This is a genomic window from Inquilinus sp. NPDC058860, from assembly GCF_042743185.1.
In the GTDB taxonomy this organism is placed as follows: domain Bacteria; phylum Pseudomonadota; class Alphaproteobacteria; order DSM-16000; family Inquilinaceae; genus Inquilinus.
In genome coordinates, this window is record NZ_JBHYMS010000077.1 from 1 (window position 1) to 19,450 (window position 19,450).

18 protein-coding genes and 1 tRNA gene are annotated in these 19,450 nt (G+C 71.5%); 10 read left to right on the forward strand and 9 right to left on the reverse strand.

The window, feature by feature from the left end; genetic code table 11:
* Window positions 1-112 precede the first annotated feature (112 nt).
* The gene (locus ACFW16_RS32755; RefSeq protein WP_380313252.1) at window positions 113-1,021 is read right to left on the reverse strand and encodes a LysR family transcriptional regulator; all 909 of its coding nucleotides are present in this window, start codon (window positions 1,019-1,021) and stop codon (window positions 113-115) included.
* Between the two features lie 154 nt (window positions 1,022-1,175).
* Between ACFW16_RS32755 and ACFW16_RS32760 the strand changes: the two genes are divergently transcribed.
* A complete protein-coding gene (locus ACFW16_RS32760) occupies window positions 1,176-4,760 on the forward strand; it encodes an ABC transporter ATP-binding protein (RefSeq protein WP_380313253.1) in 3,585 nt (1,194 codons plus the stop codon).
* Window positions 4,761-4,856: 96 nt separating this feature from the next.
* Here the strand turns inward: ACFW16_RS32760 and ACFW16_RS32765 are convergent, their stop codons facing one another.
* Window positions 4,857-5,831, reverse strand: coding sequence for an ABC transporter ATP-binding protein (locus ACFW16_RS32765; RefSeq protein ID WP_380313254.1), 975 nt, complete (start codon window positions 5,829-5,831; stop codon window positions 4,857-4,859).
* Between the two features lie 104 nt (window positions 5,832-5,935).
* On the opposite strand from ACFW16_RS32765, the gene ACFW16_RS32770 reads away from it, so the two are divergent.
* The 6 genes from ACFW16_RS32770 (at window position 5,936) to dapB (ending at window position 11,704) form a co-directional block, all read left to right on the forward strand.
* The gene (locus ACFW16_RS32770; protein WP_380313255.1) at window positions 5,936-6,127 is read left to right on the forward strand and encodes a zinc-finger domain-containing protein; all 192 of its coding nucleotides are present in this window, start codon (window positions 5,936-5,938) and stop codon (window positions 6,125-6,127) included.
* 15 nt (window positions 6,128-6,142) lie between these two features.
* A complete protein-coding gene (locus ACFW16_RS32775) occupies window positions 6,143-6,496 on the forward strand; it encodes an MmcQ/YjbR family DNA-binding protein (RefSeq protein ID WP_380313256.1) in 354 nt (117 codons plus the stop codon).
* Between the two features lie 217 nt (window positions 6,497-6,713).
* Window positions 6,714-7,340 (forward strand): rhomboid family intramembrane serine protease, encoded by a 627-nt coding sequence (locus ACFW16_RS32780; RefSeq protein WP_380313257.1) that lies wholly within the window; start codon window positions 6,714-6,716, stop codon window positions 7,338-7,340.
* Between the two features lie 222 nt (window positions 7,341-7,562).
* The gene (gene dnaK / locus ACFW16_RS32785) at window positions 7,563-9,482 is read left to right on the forward strand and encodes a molecular chaperone DnaK (protein ID WP_380313258.1); all 1,920 of its coding nucleotides are present in this window, start codon (window positions 7,563-7,565) and stop codon (window positions 9,480-9,482) included.
* A 136-nt stretch (window positions 9,483-9,618) separates the two neighbouring features.
* The gene (gene dnaJ / locus ACFW16_RS32790) at window positions 9,619-10,743 is read left to right on the forward strand and encodes a molecular chaperone DnaJ (protein ID WP_380313259.1); all 1,125 of its coding nucleotides are present in this window, start codon (window positions 9,619-9,621) and stop codon (window positions 10,741-10,743) included.
* Window positions 10,744-10,867: 124 nt separating this feature from the next.
* A complete protein-coding gene (dapB, locus tag ACFW16_RS32795; RefSeq protein ID WP_380313261.1) occupies window positions 10,868-11,704 on the forward strand; it encodes a 4-hydroxy-tetrahydrodipicolinate reductase in 837 nt (278 codons plus the stop codon).
* A 92-nt stretch (window positions 11,705-11,796) separates the two neighbouring features.
* On the opposite strand, the gene ACFW16_RS32800 is transcribed toward dapB, so the two are convergent.
* Window positions 11,797-13,242 (reverse strand): amidase, encoded by a 1,446-nt coding sequence (locus ACFW16_RS32800; RefSeq protein ID WP_380313262.1) that lies wholly within the window; start codon window positions 13,240-13,242, stop codon window positions 11,797-11,799.
* Between the two features lie 110 nt (window positions 13,243-13,352).
* On the opposite strand from ACFW16_RS32800, the gene ACFW16_RS32805 reads away from it, so the two are divergent.
* The gene (locus tag ACFW16_RS32805) at window positions 13,353-14,264 is read left to right on the forward strand and encodes an ADP-ribosylglycohydrolase family protein (RefSeq protein ID WP_380313264.1); all 912 of its coding nucleotides are present in this window, start codon (window positions 13,353-13,355) and stop codon (window positions 14,262-14,264) included.
* Here ACFW16_RS32805 and ACFW16_RS32810 read toward each other — a convergent pair.
* Both ACFW16_RS32810 and ACFW16_RS32815 read right to left on the reverse strand, forming a co-directional pair.
* Complete coding sequence (locus ACFW16_RS32810; protein ID WP_380313265.1) at window positions 14,261-15,148, reverse strand: methylated-DNA--[protein]-cysteine S-methyltransferase; 888 nt, start codon at window positions 15,146-15,148, stop codon at window positions 14,261-14,263. The two genes, ACFW16_RS32805 and ACFW16_RS32810, sit on opposite strands and share 4 nt — an antisense overlap.
* A 49-nt stretch (window positions 15,149-15,197) precedes the next feature.
* Window positions 15,198-15,719 carry a DUF2244 domain-containing protein gene (locus tag ACFW16_RS32815; protein WP_380313266.1) on the reverse strand — a complete coding sequence of 174 codons (522 nt, stop codon included), beginning with the start codon at window positions 15,717-15,719 and terminating at the stop codon, window positions 15,198-15,200.
* Window positions 15,720-15,796: 77 nt separating this feature from the next.
* Between ACFW16_RS32815 and nth the strand changes: the two genes are divergently transcribed.
* Window positions 15,797-16,441 (forward strand): endonuclease III, encoded by a 645-nt coding sequence (gene nth / locus ACFW16_RS32820; protein ID WP_380313267.1) that lies wholly within the window; start codon window positions 15,797-15,799, stop codon window positions 16,439-16,441.
* Here the strand turns inward: nth and ACFW16_RS32825 are convergent, their stop codons facing one another.
* The 3 genes from ACFW16_RS32825 to ACFW16_RS32835 form a co-directional block, all read right to left on the reverse strand.
* The gene (locus ACFW16_RS32825) at window positions 16,442-17,389 is read right to left on the reverse strand and encodes a hypothetical protein (RefSeq protein ID WP_380313268.1); all 948 of its coding nucleotides are present in this window, start codon (window positions 17,387-17,389) and stop codon (window positions 16,442-16,444) included.
* 178 nt (window positions 17,390-17,567) lie between these two features.
* Window positions 17,568-17,975, reverse strand: coding sequence for a VOC family protein (locus ACFW16_RS32830; RefSeq protein WP_380313269.1), 408 nt, complete (start codon window positions 17,973-17,975; stop codon window positions 17,568-17,570).
* A gap of 31 nt (window positions 17,976-18,006) precedes the next feature.
* On the reverse strand, window positions 18,007-18,888 hold the full coding sequence (locus ACFW16_RS32835) for an N-formylglutamate amidohydrolase (RefSeq protein WP_380313271.1): 882 nt from the start codon (window positions 18,886-18,888) through the stop codon (window positions 18,007-18,009).
* Between the two features lie 141 nt (window positions 18,889-19,029).
* Between ACFW16_RS32835 and ACFW16_RS32840 the strand changes: the two genes are divergently transcribed.
* Window positions 19,030-19,104 (forward strand) — tRNA-Val (locus ACFW16_RS32840).
* An 82-nt stretch (window positions 19,105-19,186) separates the two neighbouring features.
* Here the strand turns inward: ACFW16_RS32840 and ACFW16_RS32845 are convergent.
* The gene (locus ACFW16_RS32845) at window positions 19,187-19,438 is read right to left on the reverse strand and encodes a pilus assembly protein HicB (protein WP_380313272.1); all 252 of its coding nucleotides are present in this window, start codon (window positions 19,436-19,438) and stop codon (window positions 19,187-19,189) included.
* Window positions 19,439-19,450 lie beyond the last annotated feature (12 nt).

The following is a 19,450-nucleotide window of genomic DNA, read 5'->3' on the forward strand; positions in this document are numbered from 1 at the left end:
GCCCCCTCCCCCTACCCCCCTCCCGCAAGGGGAGGGGGGACTAAGATTTGATCTCTTCGCGGATCTGTCGCTCACCAGCATGGCGCCATTTCAGCTGCCGGCGGCGGCGGGATCAAGGCGTCGCGAGCTCCTGCGGCAGCCGGCCCTCCAGAACGTCGCGCCGCTCGCGGAACAGGGCGATCAGCGAATCCATCACCCGGCGCACCCGCGACAGGGCCCGCAGGTCGCGATGCACCAGCAGCCACTGGTCGACCCCGGCCTCCTCCACCAGCGGTCCCAGCCGGCGCAGGCCGGGATCCGGGTCGCCAGCGTAGCAGGGCAGCAGGCCCACCGCCTCGCCGCTGCGCACCGTCTGGTGCAGCACCAGCCAGTTGTTGACCCGCACCGCCGGCCGGGCGCCCTGCAGCAGCTCTGCCACCCAGGCCTGGCCGGGCATGTAGGCGTGCTCCTCGTCGAAGCCGGCCCAGGTCAGGCGGCGCAGCCCTTCCGGCGTCGTGTCGGCGATGTCGCGGCCGCGGGCGGCATAGATCGCGTATTCCACCCGGCCCAGCCGCCGCGCCACCAGGCTCGGGATGTCCGGCACCTGCTCGCGGATCAGGAGGTCGGCCTCGCGCCGTGACAGGTTGACCAGCATGTGGCTGGCCGCCAGCTCGATCTCGATGCATTGCAGGCCGCGCCGCAGCCGCGGCAGGTGGTCGGCCAGGAACCCCGCCATCGCCTCGCCGGCCGAGACCCGGACCGTGCCGTGCGCGGTGTCGCCGAGGCCGGCGCTGCGCCGCTGGATCGATTCGGCGGCGCGCTCCATCGCCTCGGTGTCGGCCAAGAGCTCCTCGCCCGCCGCGGTCAGGACGAAGCGGTCGGGCAGCCGGTCGAACAGCCGGGCGCCGATCGCCTCCTCCAGCCCGCGCACCCGGCGGGCCACGGTCGGGTGGCTGACCTGCAGCCGCCGCGCCGCGGCGGTCAGGTTGCCCTCGCGCGCCAGGGTCAGGAACACACGCAGATCGTCCCAGTCGGCGGCCATGGCCCGCTCTCCTGCCTCGACATCCCTGAACAGAAACGTACAGCCCCTCCTCGAATTTGTCGAATTCCGTTCACCAGCGTTCACAGTATCGTCAGGTCGGGGCCGGCCCGACCCAGACAGGCGACCGGCGGCGTCTTTTCATCAGAGGCATGCGATGCATTTCGAACCGCGCCTGTGGCACTTCACCCAGGGGGTCCGCCTCCGCATCGGCTGGGCGGTGGCGATCGGCCTGGTCTCGGTCGCGCTCGGCGTCGCCCGGCTGGCCCTGCTGGGCTGGCTGATCGGCCAGGTCTTCGCCGGCCGGCCGCTGGCCGAGCTGGTGCCGTCCATCGCCCTGATCGCCGGCGTCATGCTGCTGCGCGGCGTCGCCGAATACGGCCGGGTGATGGTGGCGCATGAGACCGCGGCCCGGGTCCAGGCCCGGCTGCGCCGCACCATCTTCGACCGGATCGCGGCCTTGGGCCCCGGCACCGTGGCCCGCCGCCGCTCCGGCGCCTTGACCCTGTCGCTGATCGACGGGGTGGAGCAGTTGGAGGTCTATTTCGGCCAGTTCCTGCCGCAGTTCCTGATCGCGCTCTTGACCCCGATCCTGATCTTCGCCGCCATCGCCTTCGTCGACCTGCCGGTGGCAGCGGTGATGCTGGCCTTCGCCCTGATCGCCCTGTTCGGCCCGGCGCTGTGGCACCGGCACGAGACCGGCAGCTCGCTGCAGCTGCGCCGGGTCTATGCCGATTTCGCCGCCGAATTCCTGGATTCGGTCCAGGGCCTGGCGACGCTGAAGGCCTTCGGCCAGAGCGGCGCGCGGGCCGCGACGCTGAAGATCAAGGCGCAATCGCTGTTCCGCAGCACCATGCGGGTGCTGGCGACCAACGTCCTGGCCCGGGGCATCACCGACAGCGCCATCGCCTGCGGCGCCGCCGCGGCGCTGGCGCTGGGGGCCTGGCGGGTCGAGTCCGGCGCCATGGCCCTGTCGGCGCTGCTGGTCATCCTGATGCTGGGCGTCGAGATCTTCCGGCCGATGCGCGAGCTGCGGTCGGTGCTGCACCAGGGCATGGTCGGCCTGTCCGCCGCCCAGGGCATCTACCAGGTGCTGGACGACACGCCGGAGGTGGCGGATGCCGCTCCGGCGGCGCTGGCCCGGCCGCTGGACCCGACCATCGCCTTCGACGGCGTGCGCTTCCGCTATCCCGGCACCCGCCGCACCATCCACGAGGCGCTGAGCTTCGAGGCCAAGGCCGGCGAGCGCATCGGCCTGGTCGGCCCGTCCGGCGGCGGCAAGTCGTCGATCGTCCGCCTGCTGCTGCGCTTCTACGACCCCGAGGCCGGAACCATCCGCCTGGGCGGGCACGACCTGCGCGGCCTGTCCTTCGACCAGATCCGGTCGATGATCTCGGTGGTCAACCAGGACACCTTCCTGTTCCACGGCACGGTCGAGGACAACATCCGCATGGGCCGGCCGGAGGCGACCGAGGCCGAGGTCGAGGCCGCCGCCCGCGCCGCCAACATCCACGGCTTCGTCCAGACGCTGCCGCAGGGCTACCGCACCGTGGTCGGCGAGAAGGGCGTGAAGCTGTCCGGCGGCCAGCGCCAGCGCGTCGCCATCGCCCGGGCCCTGCTGCGCGACACCCCGATCCTGGTGCTGGACGAGGCGCTGTCCGCGGTCGACGCCGAGAACGAGGCGGTGATCCAGGAGGCGCTGGACCGGCTGATGCAGGGCCGCACCACGCTGGTGCTGGCGCACCGCCTGTCGAGCGTGATCGGCTGCGACCGCATCCTGGTGCTGGACCGCGGCCGGGTGGTCGAGAGCGGCCCCCACGCCGCGCTGATGCAGCAGGGCGGCGTCTATGCCGGGCTGATGGCCGAGCAGGCGCGCGAATCCGCCGCCGGCACGATCATCGATGCTCCGGTCACCACCCGCACGGTGGAGCCGGCGGCGCAGGGTCAGGCGCCCGGCGACGGCGCGACCAAGGCGGAGACCGAAGGCATCCTCAAGGCCGAAGGGCTGGGCTGGGGCCGGCTGGTGGCCGAGCTGATGCGGCTGGCCATGCCCTGGAAGGGCAAGCTGGCGCTGACCTTCGCCTTCGGCGTGCTGCGCGTTGTCAGCTTCATCGGTGTCGGGGTGCTGAGCGCCCTGGTTCTGCTGGCGCTGAAGAACGGTGAACCTTATGGCGCGCTGCTGTGGGCCCTGGCCGTCGTCGCGCCGCTGTCCGGCGTGCTGCACTGGCTGGAATCCTGGATCGCCCACGACATGGCCTTCCGCCTGCTGGCCGACATGCGCGCCGATGTGTTCCGCAAGCTCGACGCCCTGGCCCCGGCCTATCTGGTGCGGCGGCGCACCGGCGACCTGATGGCGCTGGTGACCCACGACATCGAGCTGGTGGAGTATTTCTTCGCCCACACCGTGGCACCGGCCTTCGTCGCCGTGCTGGTGCCGGCCGCGGTGCTGGCGGTGCTGGTCTGGGCCAGCCCGTGGATCGCGCTGGCGCTGCTGCCCTTCCTGCTGGCCGTGGCGGTGAGCCCGTTCCTGATGCGCGGCCGGGTCGACACGCTCGGCTCCGAGTCGCGGGAGGCGGCCGGCGAGCTCGGCGCCTTCGCCGTCGACTCGGTGCAGGGCCTGGGCGAGATCGTCGCCTTCCAGCAGGAGGGCGCGCGGGGCGACCGGCTGGACGCGCTGTCGCAGCGCTTCATCCGGCTGCGCCTGCCCTTCTTCGCCGAGCTGACCCGGCAGCAGAGCCTGCTGGAGGTCCTGACCGGCCTGGGCGGCCTGGCCGTCGTGGTGACCGGCGCCGCGCTGTCGACCCATGGCGCGATCGACCCCGGCCTGCTGCCGCTCTTGACCATCCTGGCCATGGCCGCCTTCCTGCCGGTGTCGGAGATCGCGCAGATCGGCCGCCAGCTGGCCGACACGCTGGGCGCCACCCGCCGCATCTACGGGCTGAAGGCCGAGCCGGTGCCGGTCGTGGACGGGCCGGGCGTGCCCGACCATTCGGGCCCGGCGGCGCTGGCGCTGCAGGGCGTCGGCTTCACCTACCCCGGCCAGGGCCGGCGTGCCCTGGCCGGGGTGACGGTCGAGATCCCGGCCGGCAAGACGGTGGCGCTGGTCGGCACCTCCGGCGCCGGCAAGACCACCACGGCGCAGCTGCTGATGCGGTTCTGGGACCCGGACGAAGGCCGGATCATCCTGAACGGGGCCGATCTGCGCGACTACGCCCTCGACGACCTGCGCCGGCGCATCGCCCTGGTGGCCCAGGATACCTACCTGTTCAACGACACGCTGCGGGCCAACATCCGGATCGCCCGGCCGGAAGCGAGCGAGGCGGAGCTGGCGGCGGCGATCGAGCACGCCTCGCTGGCCGAGCTGGTCGAGACCCTGCCCGAAGGGCTCGACTCGCCGGTGGGCGAGCGCGGCACCGCCCTGTCCGGCGGCCAGCGCCAGCGCGTCGCCATCGCCCGTGCCTTCCTGAAGAACGCATCGGTGCTGATCCTGGACGAGGCGACCTCGCATCTCGACACGGTGAACGAGCAGGCGGTGCGCCGGGCGCTGGACCGGCTGCAGGCCGACCGCACCACCATCGTCATCGCCCACCGCCTGTCGACCGTGCGCGACGCCGACCTGATCGTGGTGCTGGACGAGGGCCGGGTGGCGGAGACGGGGACCCATGCGGCGCTGCTGGCTCGCGGCGGCCTCTACGCCCAGCTGGTCTCCCGCCAACTCGCCTCGGCCCAGGCGGCGCAGTAGGTGGGGCTCCGTAGGTTGGGTTCGCCTCGGCGAACCCAACACCGTTCCCGGCCGTGCCATGTTGGGTTCGCGTACCGCGAACCCAACCTACGGCCCCTACTCTCCCGCCGCCCTCCGGGCCGCGGCGGCGCCTTCGCCGGTCAGCTGCAGGAAGATGTCCTCGAGGTCGGTCTCCTCGGTGGTCAGGTCGGCGATGCGCACGCCGGCCTGGTCCATGAGGGTCAGCAGGTCGCCCAGCCGGGTCTCGCTCGGCCGGTAGCGCACCACCAGCCGGGCCGCGCCCGCCAGCTCCATGCCGCGGGCGGCCAGGGCCGGCGGCAGCGCGTCCAAGGGCTCGCTCAGGCTCACCACCAGGGTCTTGCTGTCGACGCTGGAGAGCAGGTTGGCGGTGCTGTCGCAGGCGACGATGCGGCCGTGATCGATGATCGCGATCCGGTCGCACAGCTCCTCCGCCTCCTCCAGATAATGTGTGGTCAGGACGATGGTGGTGCCGGCCCGGTTCAGCGCCCGGACATGGGCCCACAGGCTGCGCCGCAACTCGATGTCGACGCCGGCGGTCGGCTCGTCCAGCACCAGCACCGGCGGCGAATGCACCATCGCCTTGGCCACCATCAGCCGCCGCCGCATGCCGCCCGAGAGGGTGCGGGCATAGGCGTCGGCCTTGTCGGCCAGCCCGACCGCCGCCAGCAGCTCCGTGGTGATCCGCTCCTTCTTCGGCACGCCGTACAGCCCGGCCTGCAGGTCCAGGAGCTCGCGCGGGGTGAAGAAGGGGTCGATGTTCAGCTCCTGCGGCACCACGCCGATCGCGGCCCGCGCCTGACGCGTCGCCCGGCCGATGTCGAAGCCCCAGATCCAGGCGTCGCCTGCGGTCTTGGTGACCAGGCCGGCCAGGATGTTGATCAGCGTCGACTTGCCGGCGCCGTTCGGGCCCAAGAGGCCGAAGATCGAGCCGGCGGGGATGTCGAGGTCGATCGGGTGCAGCGCCAGCTTGTCCGGCTGCCTGTTGCGCCCGCGATAGGTCTTGGTCAGGCCGCGCAGGCGGATGGCGCTCTCGGGGGCGGCGACATTCATGATTGTACGTGAAACAGTTGATCGGCCGGGCGCCATGGGTATCATCCGCCCGGAATGCGGGCAATCATCGCCCGCCCATGCTTTGCCGCCAGGAACCCCCAGCCATGCAGCCCGCCGCCCTTCAGCCGTCCGAGGTGATCGAGGTCGACCGCGATGTCGAGACCGTCGGATGCGACGGCGACGGTGGTCCGCTGGGTCACCCGATGGTCTACTACCCGATCGGGCATGAGCACGAGGTGGTGTGCAACTACTGCGGCCGCCGCTTCGTCCGCAAGGCCAACCGCCACGGCCACTGACCCACTGAGGGCGCGATGACGCCCGCCTCGGTCGAGGAATTCTGCCTGGCCCTGCCCGGCGCGGCCTTGAGCGTGCAGTGGGGCGGCGCCCATGTGTTCAAGGTCGGCGGCAAGATCTTCGCCATCCTGGCCGGGATGTCGCGCGGCGCGCCCGAGGCGTGGTTCAAGGCCTCGGAGTTCTCCTACATCCTCCTGGTCGAGCAGCCGGGCATCCGCCCGGCGCCCTATCTGGCCCGTGCCAAATGGGTGGCGGCGGCGCTCGACGCCCTGCCGCCGGACGACCTGCAGGCCTATCTCCGCGAGGCGCACCGCCTGGTCCTGGCCAAGCTGACCCGGGCGGCGCGGGCGGAGATCCTGGGGACGGGGTGACGGATCGCGCGCTTCCGATCCGTCCGGCACTCCTGTAAGAGACCGTTTGGAAATGCGCTGGCGTGAGTCGGCTGGCGGTGGCTTCGAGAACCGGAGCGCAGCGCACAATTGGTGCGTGAGCACCGGAAGCGCAGAAGCCGCCGTCAGACGGCCGCGCCAGTAGCATTTACAAGCGGTCTCGAAGAGGCCCAGACCCGTTCCGACCGCCCGAGGGGCCATGTCGCGCCAGCCGATCTTCAACGTCCCGCCGATCACGCTGTGGCTGAGCGGCGTGATGATCGCGGTCTTCGCCATCATCCACCTGCTGCCGGAAGCGGTCTGGGCGCCGGTCGTCTACCGCATGGCCGTGGTTCCGGCCTATTTCGGCTATCTCGGACAGCTGCCGCCGCTCGACGCGCTGACGGTGGTCGCCTCGCTGGTGTTCTACGCGCTGATCCATTACGAGCCGATCCACCTGATCGCCAATCTCGGCTTCTTCCTGGCCTTCGGCAGCGTCTGCGAACGGCATTACGGCCCGCGCCGCTACACCGTGCTGCTGCTGGCCACGACGGTGGTGGCGGCCCTGGTGCAGATCGCCGCGAGCTGGGGCGCCGAGACCACGCTGATCGGCGCTTCCGGCGCGGTGTCGGGCTGCATCGCCGCCTTCTGCCGGCTGGCGCTGGCGCGGCACGACCCGGCGGGGCGTCGGCTGGCCCTGAACCTGATCGGCTTCACCATCATCGCCAACGCCCTGTTCGCGCTGATGGGCGGCGGCTTCATGGGCGTCGACGCCCAGATCGCCTGGCAGGCGCATATCGGCGGCTTCCTGGCCGGCCTGCTGCTGGGCGCGCCCCGACGGGCGTGACGGGCCGGGCGTGACGGGCCGGGCGTAACGTCGGGGCGTGACGCGGCGGCCACAGCCGTCCCGGGCAGTCACAATCCTGAAGACTCGACGTTGCAGCCCGAGGACGCCCCGCCTATATGCACGGTGAAGCAAGAGCCGCCCCCGGGCGGCATGGAATCATTGGGGGTCCCGGCGGTGCCTCACCGAGGGCCAGCCGCGACCTGCTGAAGGAATGAGGAAGAGATGAGCAAAGTCATCGGTATCGACCTCGGCACGACCAATTCCTGCGTCGCCATCATGGATGGGGCCCAGGGCCGGGTGATCGAGAACGCGGAGGGCGCGCGCACCACGCCGTCGATCGTCGCCTTCACCGAATCGGGTGAGCGGCTGGTCGGCCAGGCGGCGAAGCGCCAGGCGGTGACCAACCCCGAGAACACCATCTTCGCGGTCAAGCGCCTGATCGGCCGCCGCTACGACGACCCGATGACCCAGAAGGACAAGGGCCTGGTCCCGTACCAGATCGTGTCCGGCGACAACGGCGACGCCTGGGTCGAGTCGCGCGGCCAGAAATACGCCCCGAGCCAGATTTCCGCCTTCACGCTGGGGAAGATGAAGGAGACGGCCGAGGCGTTCCTGGGCGAGAAGGTGACGCAGGCCGTCATCACCGTCCCGGCCTATTTCAACGACAGCCAGCGCCAGGCCACCAAGGATGCCGGCAAGATCGCCGGGCTCGAGGTGCTGCGCATCATCAACGAGCCGACGGCGGCCGCCCTGGCCTATGGCCTGGACAAGAAGGCGTCGGGCACGATCGCGGTCTACGACCTCGGCGGCGGCACCTTCGACATCTCGATCCTCGAGATCGGCGACGGCGTGTTCGAGGTGAAGTCGACCAACGGCGACACCTTCCTGGGCGGTGAGGATTTCGACGCCAAGATCATCGACTATCTGGCCGAGGAGTTCAAAAAGGAGCAGGGCATCGACCTGCGCCGCGACAAGCTGGCCCTGCAGCGCCTGAAGGAAGCGGCCGAGAAGGCGAAGATCGAGCTGTCCTCCTCGGTCCAGACCGAGGTCAACCTGCCCTTCATCACCGCCGACGCGTCCGGCCCGAAGCACCTGAACATCAAGCTGACCCGGGCCAAGCTAGAGGCGCTGGTCGACGACCTGATCCAGCGCACGGTCGAGCCGTGCCGCGCCGCGCTGAAGGACGCCGGCCTGAAGGCCAGCGAGATCGACGAGGTGATCCTGGTCGGCGGCATGACCCGCATGCCCAAGGTCATCGAGACGGTGAAGCAGTTCTTCGGCAAGGAGCCGCATCGCGGCGTTAACCCGGATGAGGTCGTGGCCGTCGGCGCCGCGATCCAGGGCGGCGTGCTGCGCGGCGAGGTCAAGGACGTGCTGCTGCTCGACGTCACCCCGCTGTCGCTGGGCATCGAGACGCTGGGCGGCGTGTTCACCCGGCTGATCGAGCGCAACACCACGATCCCGACCAAGAAGAGCCAGACCTTCTCGACCGCCGAGGACAACCAGACCGCGGTGACCATCCGCGTGTTCCAGGGCGAACGCGAGATGGCGGCCGACAACAAGATCCTCGGCCAGTTCGACCTGGTCGGCATCCCGCCGGCCCCGCGCGGCATGCCGCAGGTCGAGGTGACCTTCGACATCGACGCCAACGGCCTGGTCAATGTCAGCGCCAAGGACAAGGCGACCGGCAAGGAGCAGGCGATCCGCATCCAGGCGTCGGGCGGCCTGTCCGATTCCGACATCGACAAGATGGTGAAGGACGCGGAGGCCAACGCCGCCACCGACAAGAAGCGCCGCGAGGCGGTCGAGGCCCGCAACCACGGCGATGCGCTGGTCCATTCGACCGAGAAGCAGCTGGCCGAGTTCGGCGACAAGGTCGACGCGGCCGACAAGGCGGCGGTCGAGGCCGCGATCGCCGACCTGAAGTCGGTGCTGTCGGGCGACGACGCCGACCAGATCAAGGCCAAGACCGAGGCCCTGGCCCAGGCGGCGATGAAGATCGGCGAGGCCATGTACAAGGCCAGCCAGGAGTCGGGCGCGGCGCCGGAGGGCGGCGAGCAGGCTTCGGCGAAGCCGGATGACGGTGTGGTCGACGCCGATTTCGAGGAAGTCGACGACGACAAGAAGAAGAAGTCGGCGTGACCGCGGTCGCATGACCACGATACACCGATAAGGGGCAGACGCCGCCCCCGCGAGGGTCCGTGACGGACCGCGCGGGGGCGGTTTTCATCCGGGCCGGGGCCATTGAGGGCTCTCCCGGCTCGGCACGAGGATCCGAATGGCGAAGCAGGACTTTTACGATCTTCTGGGGGTCGCGCGCGGCGCCGGCGCGGACGAGATCAAGAAGGCCTACCGCAAGCTGGCGATGCAGTACCACCCGGACCGCAACCCGGGCGACCAGACCGCCGAGCACAAGTTCAAGGAAATCAACGAGGCCTACGACGTCCTGAAGGACGAGCAGAAGCGCGCTGCCTATGACCGCTTCGGCCATGCCGCCTTCGACGGCGGCGCCGGGCCGCGGGGGCCGGGCGGCGCCGACTTCTCCGGCGGTTTCGCCGACATCTTCGAGGAGATGTTCGGCGACTTCATGGGCGGCCGCCGCGGCGGCCAGCGCGCCCAGGCCGGGCGCGGCGCCGATGTCCGCTTCAACCTCGAGATCACGCTGGAGGAGGCGTTCCTCGGCAAGCAGGCCACGGTCAAGGTGCCGTCCTCGGTCGCTTGCGAGGTCTGCGACGGCTCGGGCGCCGAGCCCGGCAGCCAGCCGGTGACCTGCCCGACCTGCGGCGGCGCCGGCCGCGTCCGCGCCTCCCAGGGCTTCTTCACGGTCGAGCGCACCTGCCCCGGCTGCGGCGGCCAGGGCCGGGTGATCAAGAATCCGTGCCGGAACTGCGCCGGCTCCGGCCGCGTGCGCAAGGACAAGACGCTGAAGGTCGACATCCCGCCCGGGGTGGACGACGGCACCCGCATCCGCCTGTCGAACGAGGGCGAGAGCGGCATGCGCGGCGCCCCGCCCGGCGACCTGTACATCTTCCTGTCGGTGCGGCCGCACGCGCTGTTCCAGCGCGACGGCGCCGACCTGTTCTGCAAGGCGCCGATCCCGATGACCACGGCGGCGCTGGGCGGGCCGATCGAGATCCCCGCGATCGACGGCGGCCGCGCCAAGATCACGGTGCCGGCCGGCACCCAGTCCGGCGCTCGCTTCCGCCTGCGCGGCAAGGGCATGTCGGTGCTGCGCTCGGCCGGCCGCGGCGACATGTATGTCGAGCTGCAGGTCGAGACCCCGGTCAACCTGAGCAAGCGCCAGCGCGAGCTGCTCGAGGAGTTCGAGCGCGAGGGCGGCGGCGGCACCAGCCCCGAGAGCCAGGGCTTCTTCGCCAAGGTGAAGGAATTCTTCAAGGAGTAGCGGCGCCATTAGCCGGGCCGCCATTCCCCTTTCTGTCATCGCCGGGCTTGACCCGGTGATCCAGGGGCCGCAAAGAGCCGGTGCATCCTCTCCGGATGCCCGGACCAGCAGAGGACCCTGCCGCATGACCGCCGGCGACACCCCCCGCCCCGTCGAGGGCCCCGTCAGGATCGGCATCACCGGCGCCGCCGGCCGGATGGGCCGGATGCTGATCCGGACCGTGCTGGACGCGGCCGACGGCTCGGTGGTGCTGCACGGCGCGGTCGTCAGCGAAGGCAGCGCCGCGATCGGCCAGGATGCCGGGCTGCTGGCCGGGCGCCCGGCCTGCGGCGTCGCCGTCTCCGACGACCCGGTGCAGCTGTTCGCCACCGCCGATGCGGTGATCGACTTCACCCGGCCCGAAGCCTCGGTCCGCTTCGCCGCGCTGGCGGCCCAGGGCAAGGCGGTGCATGTGGTCGGCACCACCGGCTTTTCGGCCGAGGACCTGGCGGCGCTGGGCCGGGCCGCGCGGCACACCCCGATCATCCAGTCCTACAATATGAGCCTGGGCGTGACCCTGCTGGCGGCGCTGGTGCGCCAGGCCGCCCGCGCGCTGGACGCCGGCTGGGACCTCGAGGTGGTGGAGATGCACCACCGCCACAAGATCGACGCCCCCTCCGGCACCGCCATCCTGCTGGGCCGCGCCGCCGCCGAGGGCCGTGGCGTCGACTTCGACGCGGTGAAGGCGGTCGACCGCGACGGCAAGCGCATCGAAGGCGCCATCGGCTTCGCCACGCTGCGGGGCGGCGACGTGGTCGGCGAGCATGCGGTGATCCTGGCCGGGGCCGGCGAGCGCATCGAGCTGGGGCACCGGGCGACCGACCGCGGCATCTTCGCCCGCGGCGCGGTCAAGGCCGCCCTGTGGGGCCGCGGCCGCGCGCCTGGCCTCTATTCGATGAACGACGTGCTGGGGCTGAGCTGAGATCGCCGTCGTAGGTTGGGTTCGCATCGCGAACCCAACACTGTACAGCGGTGGGATGTCGGGTTCGCCAAGAGCGAACCCGACCTACGCGATTACGCGCAAATCGCCGGCCTCCGCTCGATCCAGGGCTGCGCCGCCTCCAGCTGGGTCGCCAGGCGCAGCAGCGTCGCCTCGTCGCCGGTGCGGCCGACCAGCTGCACCCCGACCGGCAGACCGTCCGGCGTCCAGTGCATCGGCAGCGACATCGCCGGCAGGCCGGACAGGTTGAACGGGAACATGAACACGGCGTCGGACCACAGGGCGTTGTAGGCGTCGTAGTCGGTCATGGTCATGTCCCAGTGACCGAAGGGCCGCGGCGGCTGGGTCAGGGCCGGGGTCAGCACGGCATCGAAGGGCAGCAGCTGTCCCACCAGCCCTCGGCCGAACAGGCGCAGCGCCTCGACGTCGCCGGCGTGGCGGATGCCGCCGATCGACCGGCCGCGCTCGATCGCAGCCCAGACCACCGGCGCGACATCGGCCGGCGCCACCGGACGGCCGACCACGGGCTCCAGCGCCGCGAACATCCCCGCCGTCTGCACCGCCGCCATGTCGGTGTAGACCGACCAGGCGCGCGGCGCGTCGAAATCGAGCTCGTGCTCCTCGACGACATGGCCCAGCCCCTCCAGCAGCTGCGCCGTGCCGCGTACCGCCGACAGCACTTCGGGATGGATCGGGCCGCCATCCGGCGCCCGGGTGACAAGGCCGATGCGCAGCCCCTTCGCCGGCTGCCGCGCCGCCGCGGCCCAGCCCTCCGCCGGCACCTGGGGCGTGTAGGGGTCGCCCGGCGTGCCGCCGGCCACGGCGTCGAGATAGGCGGCGGTGTCGCGCACCGTGCGCGAGACGCAGAGCGAATAGACCCCGCCATACCAGACATCGACCGCATCCGGGGCGAAGGTGATGCGGCCGCGCGACGGCTTCAGCCCGACCAGGCCGCAATTGGAGGCCGGCACGCGGATCGACCCGGCGCCGTCGGTGGCTTCGGCCAGCGGCACCATCCGTGCCGCCACCGCCGCGGCCGACCCGCCGCTGGAGCCGCCGGGGGTGACGCCCCCGCGCCAGGGGTTGTTCGTGCGGCCATACAGCGTCGGCTCGGTCGAGATGCACCAGCCGATCTCCGGCACGTTGCTGCGGCCGAGCGGCGCCAGCCCGGCGCGCTTGATCCGCCGGGTCAGCTCGCTGTCGCCCCCAGCCGGCAGGTCGCGGAAATAGGCGCAGCTCCAGCTCGCCGGCACGTCCTGCCACTGCGAGGCGAGGTCCTTCATCAGGAACGGCACACCGGCGAAGGGCGCCCCGGCCGGCGCCCGCGCCGCCAGGCCGCGGCCGATGTCGTAGGCCTTGCGGGTGACGGCGTTGAGCTGCGGGTTCAGCCGGTCGATCACGGTGATCGCGGTCTCGACCAGCTCGGCCGCCGAGACCGCGCCGCTGCGCACCCATTCGGCCAGCCCCAGCCCGTCGCGCGCCGCATAGTCGCGGATCAGAGCCTCGGTGACGATCGCCATGCGCTTCCCCTCCTGCCGGTTTCGGGGAGGCTAGCACGGGTGACGCCGACGGCAACGATGCCCGGCCGTGGGGCTGCCATCACAGCCTCGCGCCCATGCTATGCTGCAGCATGGACGACATCCTGACGGACGCCGTGATCGATCGGGCGCGCGGCGCCCTGGTGGGGCTCGCGGTCGGCGACGCGCTCGGCACCACGCTCGAATTCAGCACCCGCGACAGCCGGCCCCATCATCGCGAGATGACCGGCGGCGGCCCGTTCGGGCTCCGGCCCGGGGAGTGGACCGACGACACCAGCATGGCGCTGGCCCTGGCCGACAGCCTGATCACCCGCGGCGGCTTCGATGCGACCGACCTGGTGGACCGCTTCGTCGCCTGGTGGCAGGACGGCCGCTACTCCTGCACCGGTGCGTGCTTCGACATCGGCATGGCCACGCAGCAAGCGCTGGACCATTACCTGCATGGCGGCGGTCCCTTCGCCGGATCGACCGACCCGACCACGGCCGGCAACGGGTCGCTGATGCGGCTGGCGCCCGCCGTGCTGCACACCCTTCGCGACGCCGAGGCCTGCCGCCGCATCGCCGCCGATCAGAGCCGCACCACCCATGGCGCGCGCGAGGCGACGGACGCCTGCGTCTTCTTCGCGGAGATGCTGCGATCGGCGATCCTGGGCGCCGGCAAGGCCGCGACGCTGGCGCCCAGGGCGTGGGACGGCGCCGCCAGGATCCAGAGCATCGCCCATGGCGATTGGCGCGGCCAGCCGCGAGCCCTGATCGAATCCTCAGGCTATGTCGTCCACACGCTGGAAGCAGCCCTGTGGGCGGTGGACCGCACCGACAGCTTCGAGGAGGCGTTGGTCCTGGCCGTGAATCTCGCCGACGACGCCGATTCGGTCGGCGCCGTCACCGGCCAACTGGCCGGCGCGCTGTACGGGATGTCGGGCATCCCCCGGCGCTGGCTGGAACCGCTGGCCTGGCGGGAGCGGATCGTGGAGATGTCGGACGCCCTGGCCTCCGGCGGCTAAGCAGCCTCGGAGTCGGTCAGGCCGGCTTCCCAGGCCAGCAGGGCCTGCTTCTTGGTGGGGCCCCAGCGGTAGTTGTGGATGATGCCGCTGGCCCGGATCACCCGGTGGCAGGGGATCAGCACCGAGACTGGATTGGACCCGACCGCGCCGCCCACCGCGCGGCTGGCGGTCGGCCGGCCGATCGCGGCGGCGACGTCGCCGTAGCTCGCCACCCGGCCGGGCGGGATCGACAGCAGCGCCTCCCACACCTTGACCTGGAAGTTGGTGCCGCGCAGCAGCACGGGCAGCGGCGGGTTGTCCGCCGTCGGGGCGGCCACCGGCGCGAACATCCGGGCCACCACCGCGGCGGTGGCGGCCTGGTCGCGCACCAGCTCCGCCCCCGGCCATTCGCCGGCGAACTCGGCCACGGCGGCGCCCTCGTCGCCGGTCACGAAGCTGAACCAGCAGACACCGCGGTCGGTGGTGCCGACGATGCAGCGGCCGAACGGGCTGGAGTGCAGGCCCCAGCGGATGACCAGCCCGGCGCCGCGCGCCTTCCAGTCGCCCGGGGTCATCGCCTCGCAGGTCACGAACAGGTCGTGCAGCCGCGACGGGCCGGACAGGCCGGTGTCGAGCGCGGCGTCGAGCAGGCTGGTCGGGGCGCTGAGCAGCCGGCGCGCATGGTCGAGCCGCAGATATTGGGCGAAGCGCTTCGGGCTGATCCCGACCCAGCGCGAGAACACGCGCTGGAAATGGTGCGGGTGCAGCCCGGCCTCGGCCGCCAGCGCCGCCAGGTCGGGCGGGTCGTCGCGCCGCTCCACCAGCAGGGCGATCGCACGGGCCACCGCCTCATGGCGCGGCTCGTCGGCGGCATAAGCCAACTCATCGGCGGAGAGGGTGCTCATGCCGCCAGTGTCCCGCCGCCGGCCTGTGCGGACAACCCGGAAGTTGCGGTCAGGCGCCGCGCAGCCGGTCGAGCGCCGCCGACAGGTCGCGCGCCAGACGGGCGCGGTCGGACGGCGCCAGGAAGCCGCCGATGGCGACGCGCTGGCCGTGGCTGGCCAGGGTGACCCGGTTCTGGCCGACCTCGCTGCGGTCGACCTCGACCCGCAGCCAGTAGGGCTGCAGCTCGATCCGGTGCGACACGCCGCGATGGTCGCCATGCTCGATCACCAGCCGGTCGGCGGTCAGGCGCAGGCTTTCCCAGCTGCGCTCGGCCCGGCGCAGATTCGACCGCATCAGGACGAACAGCAGCAGGGCGTCGAGGCCGTAGAAGCCGAACACCGGCCAGGCGCCGAGCATCAGGAACAGCACGCCGTTGAACAGGCTGGTGACGCCGACCACGCCGATCACCAGCCAGAAGCCGATCGGTCCCAGGCTGCGCTTCGGCCGCAGCAGCCGCTCGAACAGGGCCGGTCCGCGGTCCTCCATGGCGCCGCCATGGGCGCCGATCCGGGTGAGGCTGCTGCTGCGCATGGAACCAGCATAGGCCGGGCCGGCGGCATGGCAATGGCCGATGGCGCGCCTCCCGTCGCCCCGTTAGGCTGCGGCGCATGAAGCCAGCCGCCATCGACACGTTCTACGCCCGACTCGCCGCCCGGATGCCGGAGCCGAAGAGCGAGCTGAATTACCACAACCCCTACACCCTGCTGGTCGCGGTGGTGCTGTCGGCCCAGGCCACCGATGTCGGGGTGAACAAGGCGACCGGCCCGCTCTTCGCCGTCGCCGACACGCCGGAGAAGATCGCGGCGCTGGGGGTGGAGGGGCTGTCGCGCTACATCCGCACCATCGGCCTCTACAACATGAAGGCGAAGAACGTCATCGCCCTGTCGCAGATCCTGCTGCGCGAGCATGGCGGCGAGGTGCCGCGCGACCGGGCGGCGCTGGAAGCGCTGCCGGGTGTCGGCCGCAAGACCGCCAATGTCGTGCTGAACGTGGCGTTCGGCGAGCCGACCATCGCCGTCGACACCCACATCTTCCGGGTCGGCAACCGCACCGGCCTGGCCCGCGGCAAGACGCCGGACGCGGTGGAGAAGGTGCTGGAGCGGGTGACGCCGGACCGCTGGAAGCTGCACGCGCATCACTGGCTGATCCTGCACGGCCGCTACACCTGCAAGGCTCGCAAGCCGCTGTGCCCGGCCTGCCCCGTCGCCGACCTGTGCGAATGGCCGGAGAAGACGGCATCGGTGCCGGCTTAGTTAGAGCGGCACCCCCGCCCGCTCTCCCGCCCGCCGGCCCGCGGCACCGGCCAGCATCGCCAGATGGGCCCGGGCGATGCCCAGCTTCTTCTCGAAAGACGTGCCGGATTCGATACGGTGGAACAGGTCCTGGCGGTCCGACAGGGCGTCGATCATGCGGTCGACATAGGGCTGCCGGGGCCGGGCGCGGGCAACCGCCCGCAGATGGGCCAGGCCGTCCGGATCGGCGAGGTCGGCATCGAAGCCGTCCCGGATCTCGCCGGCCAGCGCGGCCTCGAACCACGGCAGCAGCCGGGGGTGGGTCAGCAGCGCCCCGAACAGCGCATCGTCGCGATAGCCGTGCCAGCGCGTGGTCAGGCGCCGGGCCTCGTCGTCGCCGACGCTGGCGAGGTCCTTGAACGAGCTGCCGCCGCCGTGCCGGGTGACGGCGGCGACGCGCTCGCTCGACCGCAGCCCGAGCCGGTCAGCCACGCGCTGCCGGTAGTCCGAATCCAGCACCCAGGCGTTGTAGCCGATCAGCGACAGCTCCGGCACGGCGCCTTCGGCATAGGCCTCGAGCCAGTCGCGCTGGGCGAAGAGCTGGCGCAGGATCATCACCAGGTCCAGCCGGGCCAGACGCTTGCGATGCATCAGGCTGGCGGTGAGGTTCAGCGGGTCGCGCAGGAACAGCAGGTCGACCCGCCGGCCGCCGGCCGCGCGCTGCATCCGCCAGGCGGCCTCGAGCCCCAGCCGCGTCACGCCCTCATAGTTGAAGATCGTGGTGCCGTGCGCGCCCTTGCCCCGCGCCGCCGGGCCCGTGACCTTGCCGAGATGCGCCCGGATCGGGTCGCCGATCACGGCGTTGTTGACGAAGGCAGCCGGCGTTTCCCGATGCTGCCGCAGCCAGCGGACGAAGGCGTGATGGCCGGACCGCTTGGTCGAGATGACGTTGATGAATTCGAGACCCATCCTGCGTCCCGCTCTCCCTCGGTGTGGACGGATGAAGTTCCCTGCCCCGTTTTCCGGACAGCGGACGGCACCGCCATCGGCCGGCATGGCGCCGGCGCGGCTATCCTTACAGAAAAGTAAAGTCGGGCAGAACCGCTAAGTTCGCCGCAGGGGCGGATGCGCCCGCGCCGGCCGCCGGTCAGGCCGGCGGGTCGGCGATCTCGTCATAGCCGCGATTGAGGAACTCGATCAGGCACAGCCCGTGGCCGAAGGGGTCGGCCAGCGACGCCAGCCGGCCCCAGACCGCGGTGCGGATGCCGCCCTCGGCCACGGCGCCGGCCGCGACCGCGCGGGCCAGCGCCGCCGCGACGTCGTCCACCACCACATCGAGATGCACCGGCGTCCAGTGCCGGGCGTAGCCGCGGCGGCTGTCGCCGGCGCCGACCGTGCCGGCCGCCTTGCGCAGCAGGTAGAGGGGCGCGGGCCAGCCCGTCAGCTCCGCCATCTCGCCACCGAAGCGGCGGCCGACCTCGAGGCCGAAGGCGCCGGTGTAGAAAGCGATCGCGGCCTCGAGATCGGGCACGTCGATATTGACCAGCAGGCCCATGGCGGCTCCCCTCCTCGCCCCTGCGGCCGCCCTATCCCGACAGCGTCTCCGGATCGAGCGTGCCGAGGGCGGCGGCGAAATCGGTCATGTCGGCGGTCAGCCGGTCCAGGCCCTTGGTCGGCGACAGCGTCGCCTCGTCCATGTAGAGGGCCCGGTTCAGCTCGACCTGCAGGGCATGGATGCCGGCGCGCGGCCGGCCGTAGTGCCGGGTGGTGAAGCCGCCGGCATAGGGGGTGTTGCGGGTGACGACATAGCCGCGGCCGGCCAGCCACTGCTCCGCCGCCTCGGTCACCGTGGCGGCGCAGGAGCTGCCGTAGCAGTCGCCCAGCACGATGTCGACGGCGCGGCCGCCGGGGGTGCGCGAGGCGCCCTGCGACGGCATCGAATGGGCATCGATCAGGACGGCGTGGCCGAACCGGTCGCGGGTCTCGTCGACCAGCCCCCGCAGCGCCGCGTGATAGGGGGTGTAGTAGCGCTCGACCCGCGCCACCGCCTCGGCGAATCGCAGCTTGCCGCGATAGATGTCCTTCCCCTGGGCGACGATGCGGGCGATGGTGCCGAGCCCGGCGACCACGCGCGGCGAGCGGGTGTTGACCCAGCCCGGCAGCGCGTCGTCGAACATGTCGGGATCGAGCTCGTAGGCCTCGCGGTTGACGTCGAGGAAGGCGCGCGGGAACAGCGCGCAGAGGAGCGGCACCCCGCGCTCCGGCACCCGGCCGAAGATCTCGTCGACGAAGCCGTCCTCGGACCGGCGCAGCGTGTGCGGGTCGAGCCGCGCCGCGGCCAGGAACGACGGTGGGTAGTCGCGGCCGCTGTGCGGCGAGGCGACGACGACCGGGAGGCGCCGATCCTGCGGCAGGGCGATCGCCACCGCGTCGGACGCCGGCGACTGCGAGGCGACTTGACCATCCATCTCACCGTCATATCCCAGCGTCCGGGGGCTGTCGACGGGGCCGATGGGTCCGGTTCGGTTTGACGCTTGCACGCCCCGGTCGATGATGCTACATCGGCGCTCCCCGCGGACGACCGGCCTCCGGCCGTCCTTCCCGGTACCGGGCGCGTAGCTCAGCGGGAGAGCACTACGTTGACATCGTAGGGGTCACTGGTTCAATCCCAGTCGCGCCCACCACCGGACCTCAAATCCCCCACCGTAGATCCAGGCATACCCCCGAATAGGGGACCTTGGGCCCAATGGGCTTGCATAGGCGGCATCAGCGACCCGGCTCGTCGCCGGTCGAAGGCGGCTCGTCCTTGGCCGCGTCCAGGAACGGCAGCAGATCCGAAGGCCGGGCGTCGCCGGCGCGCCGGCGCAGGAACTCGGCCGCCGTCTCCACGGCGCCGATCTTCTCCGCGACCGCGGATGCAATCCACTGGTTGAGCGATACCCCGTCCTCTCGGGCAAGCCGCTGGGCGGCGGTCTTCACCGATACGGGCAGCTTGAGGGGGTAGGACGTCTTCGTCATCGCCTTATCTCC

Coding starts and splice junctions, on each gene's coding strand:
- ACFW16_RS32755 (WP_380313252.1), bottom strand. CDS start 1,021: ATGGCCGCCGACTGGGACGATCTGCGTGTGTTCCTGACCCTGGCGCGC.
- ACFW16_RS32760 (WP_380313253.1), top strand. CDS start 1,176: ATGCATTTCGAACCGCGCCTGTGGCACTTCACCCAGGGGGTCCGCCTC.
- ACFW16_RS32765 (WP_380313254.1), bottom strand. CDS start 5,831: ATGAATGTCGCCGCCCCCGAGAGCGCCATCCGCCTGCGCGGCCTGACC.
- ACFW16_RS32770 (WP_380313255.1), top strand. CDS start 5,936: ATGCAGCCCGCCGCCCTTCAGCCGTCCGAGGTGATCGAGGTCGACCGC.
- ACFW16_RS32775 (WP_380313256.1), top strand. CDS start 6,143: ATGACGCCCGCCTCGGTCGAGGAATTCTGCCTGGCCCTGCCCGGCGCG.
- ACFW16_RS32780 (WP_380313257.1), top strand. CDS start 6,714: ATGTCGCGCCAGCCGATCTTCAACGTCCCGCCGATCACGCTGTGGCTG.
- dnaK (WP_380313258.1), top strand. CDS start 7,563: ATGAGCAAAGTCATCGGTATCGACCTCGGCACGACCAATTCCTGCGTC.
- dnaJ (WP_380313259.1), top strand. CDS start 9,619: ATGGCGAAGCAGGACTTTTACGATCTTCTGGGGGTCGCGCGCGGCGCC.
- dapB (WP_380313261.1), top strand. CDS start 10,868: ATGACCGCCGGCGACACCCCCCGCCCCGTCGAGGGCCCCGTCAGGATC.
- ACFW16_RS32800 (WP_380313262.1), bottom strand. CDS start 13,242: ATGGCGATCGTCACCGAGGCTCTGATCCGCGACTATGCGGCGCGCGAC.
- ACFW16_RS32805 (WP_380313264.1), top strand. CDS start 13,353: ATGGACGACATCCTGACGGACGCCGTGATCGATCGGGCGCGCGGCGCC.
- ACFW16_RS32810 (WP_380313265.1), bottom strand. CDS start 15,148: ATGAGCACCCTCTCCGCCGATGAGTTGGCTTATGCCGCCGACGAGCCG.
- ACFW16_RS32815 (WP_380313266.1), bottom strand. CDS start 15,719: ATGCGCAGCAGCAGCCTCACCCGGATCGGCGCCCATGGCGGCGCCATG.
- nth (WP_380313267.1), top strand. CDS start 15,797: ATGAAGCCAGCCGCCATCGACACGTTCTACGCCCGACTCGCCGCCCGG.
- ACFW16_RS32825 (WP_380313268.1), bottom strand. CDS start 17,389: ATGGGTCTCGAATTCATCAACGTCATCTCGACCAAGCGGTCCGGCCAT.
- ACFW16_RS32830 (WP_380313269.1), bottom strand. CDS start 17,975: ATGGGCCTGCTGGTCAATATCGACGTGCCCGATCTCGAGGCCGCGATC.
- ACFW16_RS32835 (WP_380313271.1), bottom strand. CDS start 18,888: ATGGATGGTCAAGTCGCCTCGCAGTCGCCGGCGTCCGACGCGGTGGCG.
- ACFW16_RS32845 (WP_380313272.1), bottom strand. CDS start 19,438: ATGACGAAGACGTCCTACCCCCTCAAGCTGCCCGTATCGGTGAAGACC.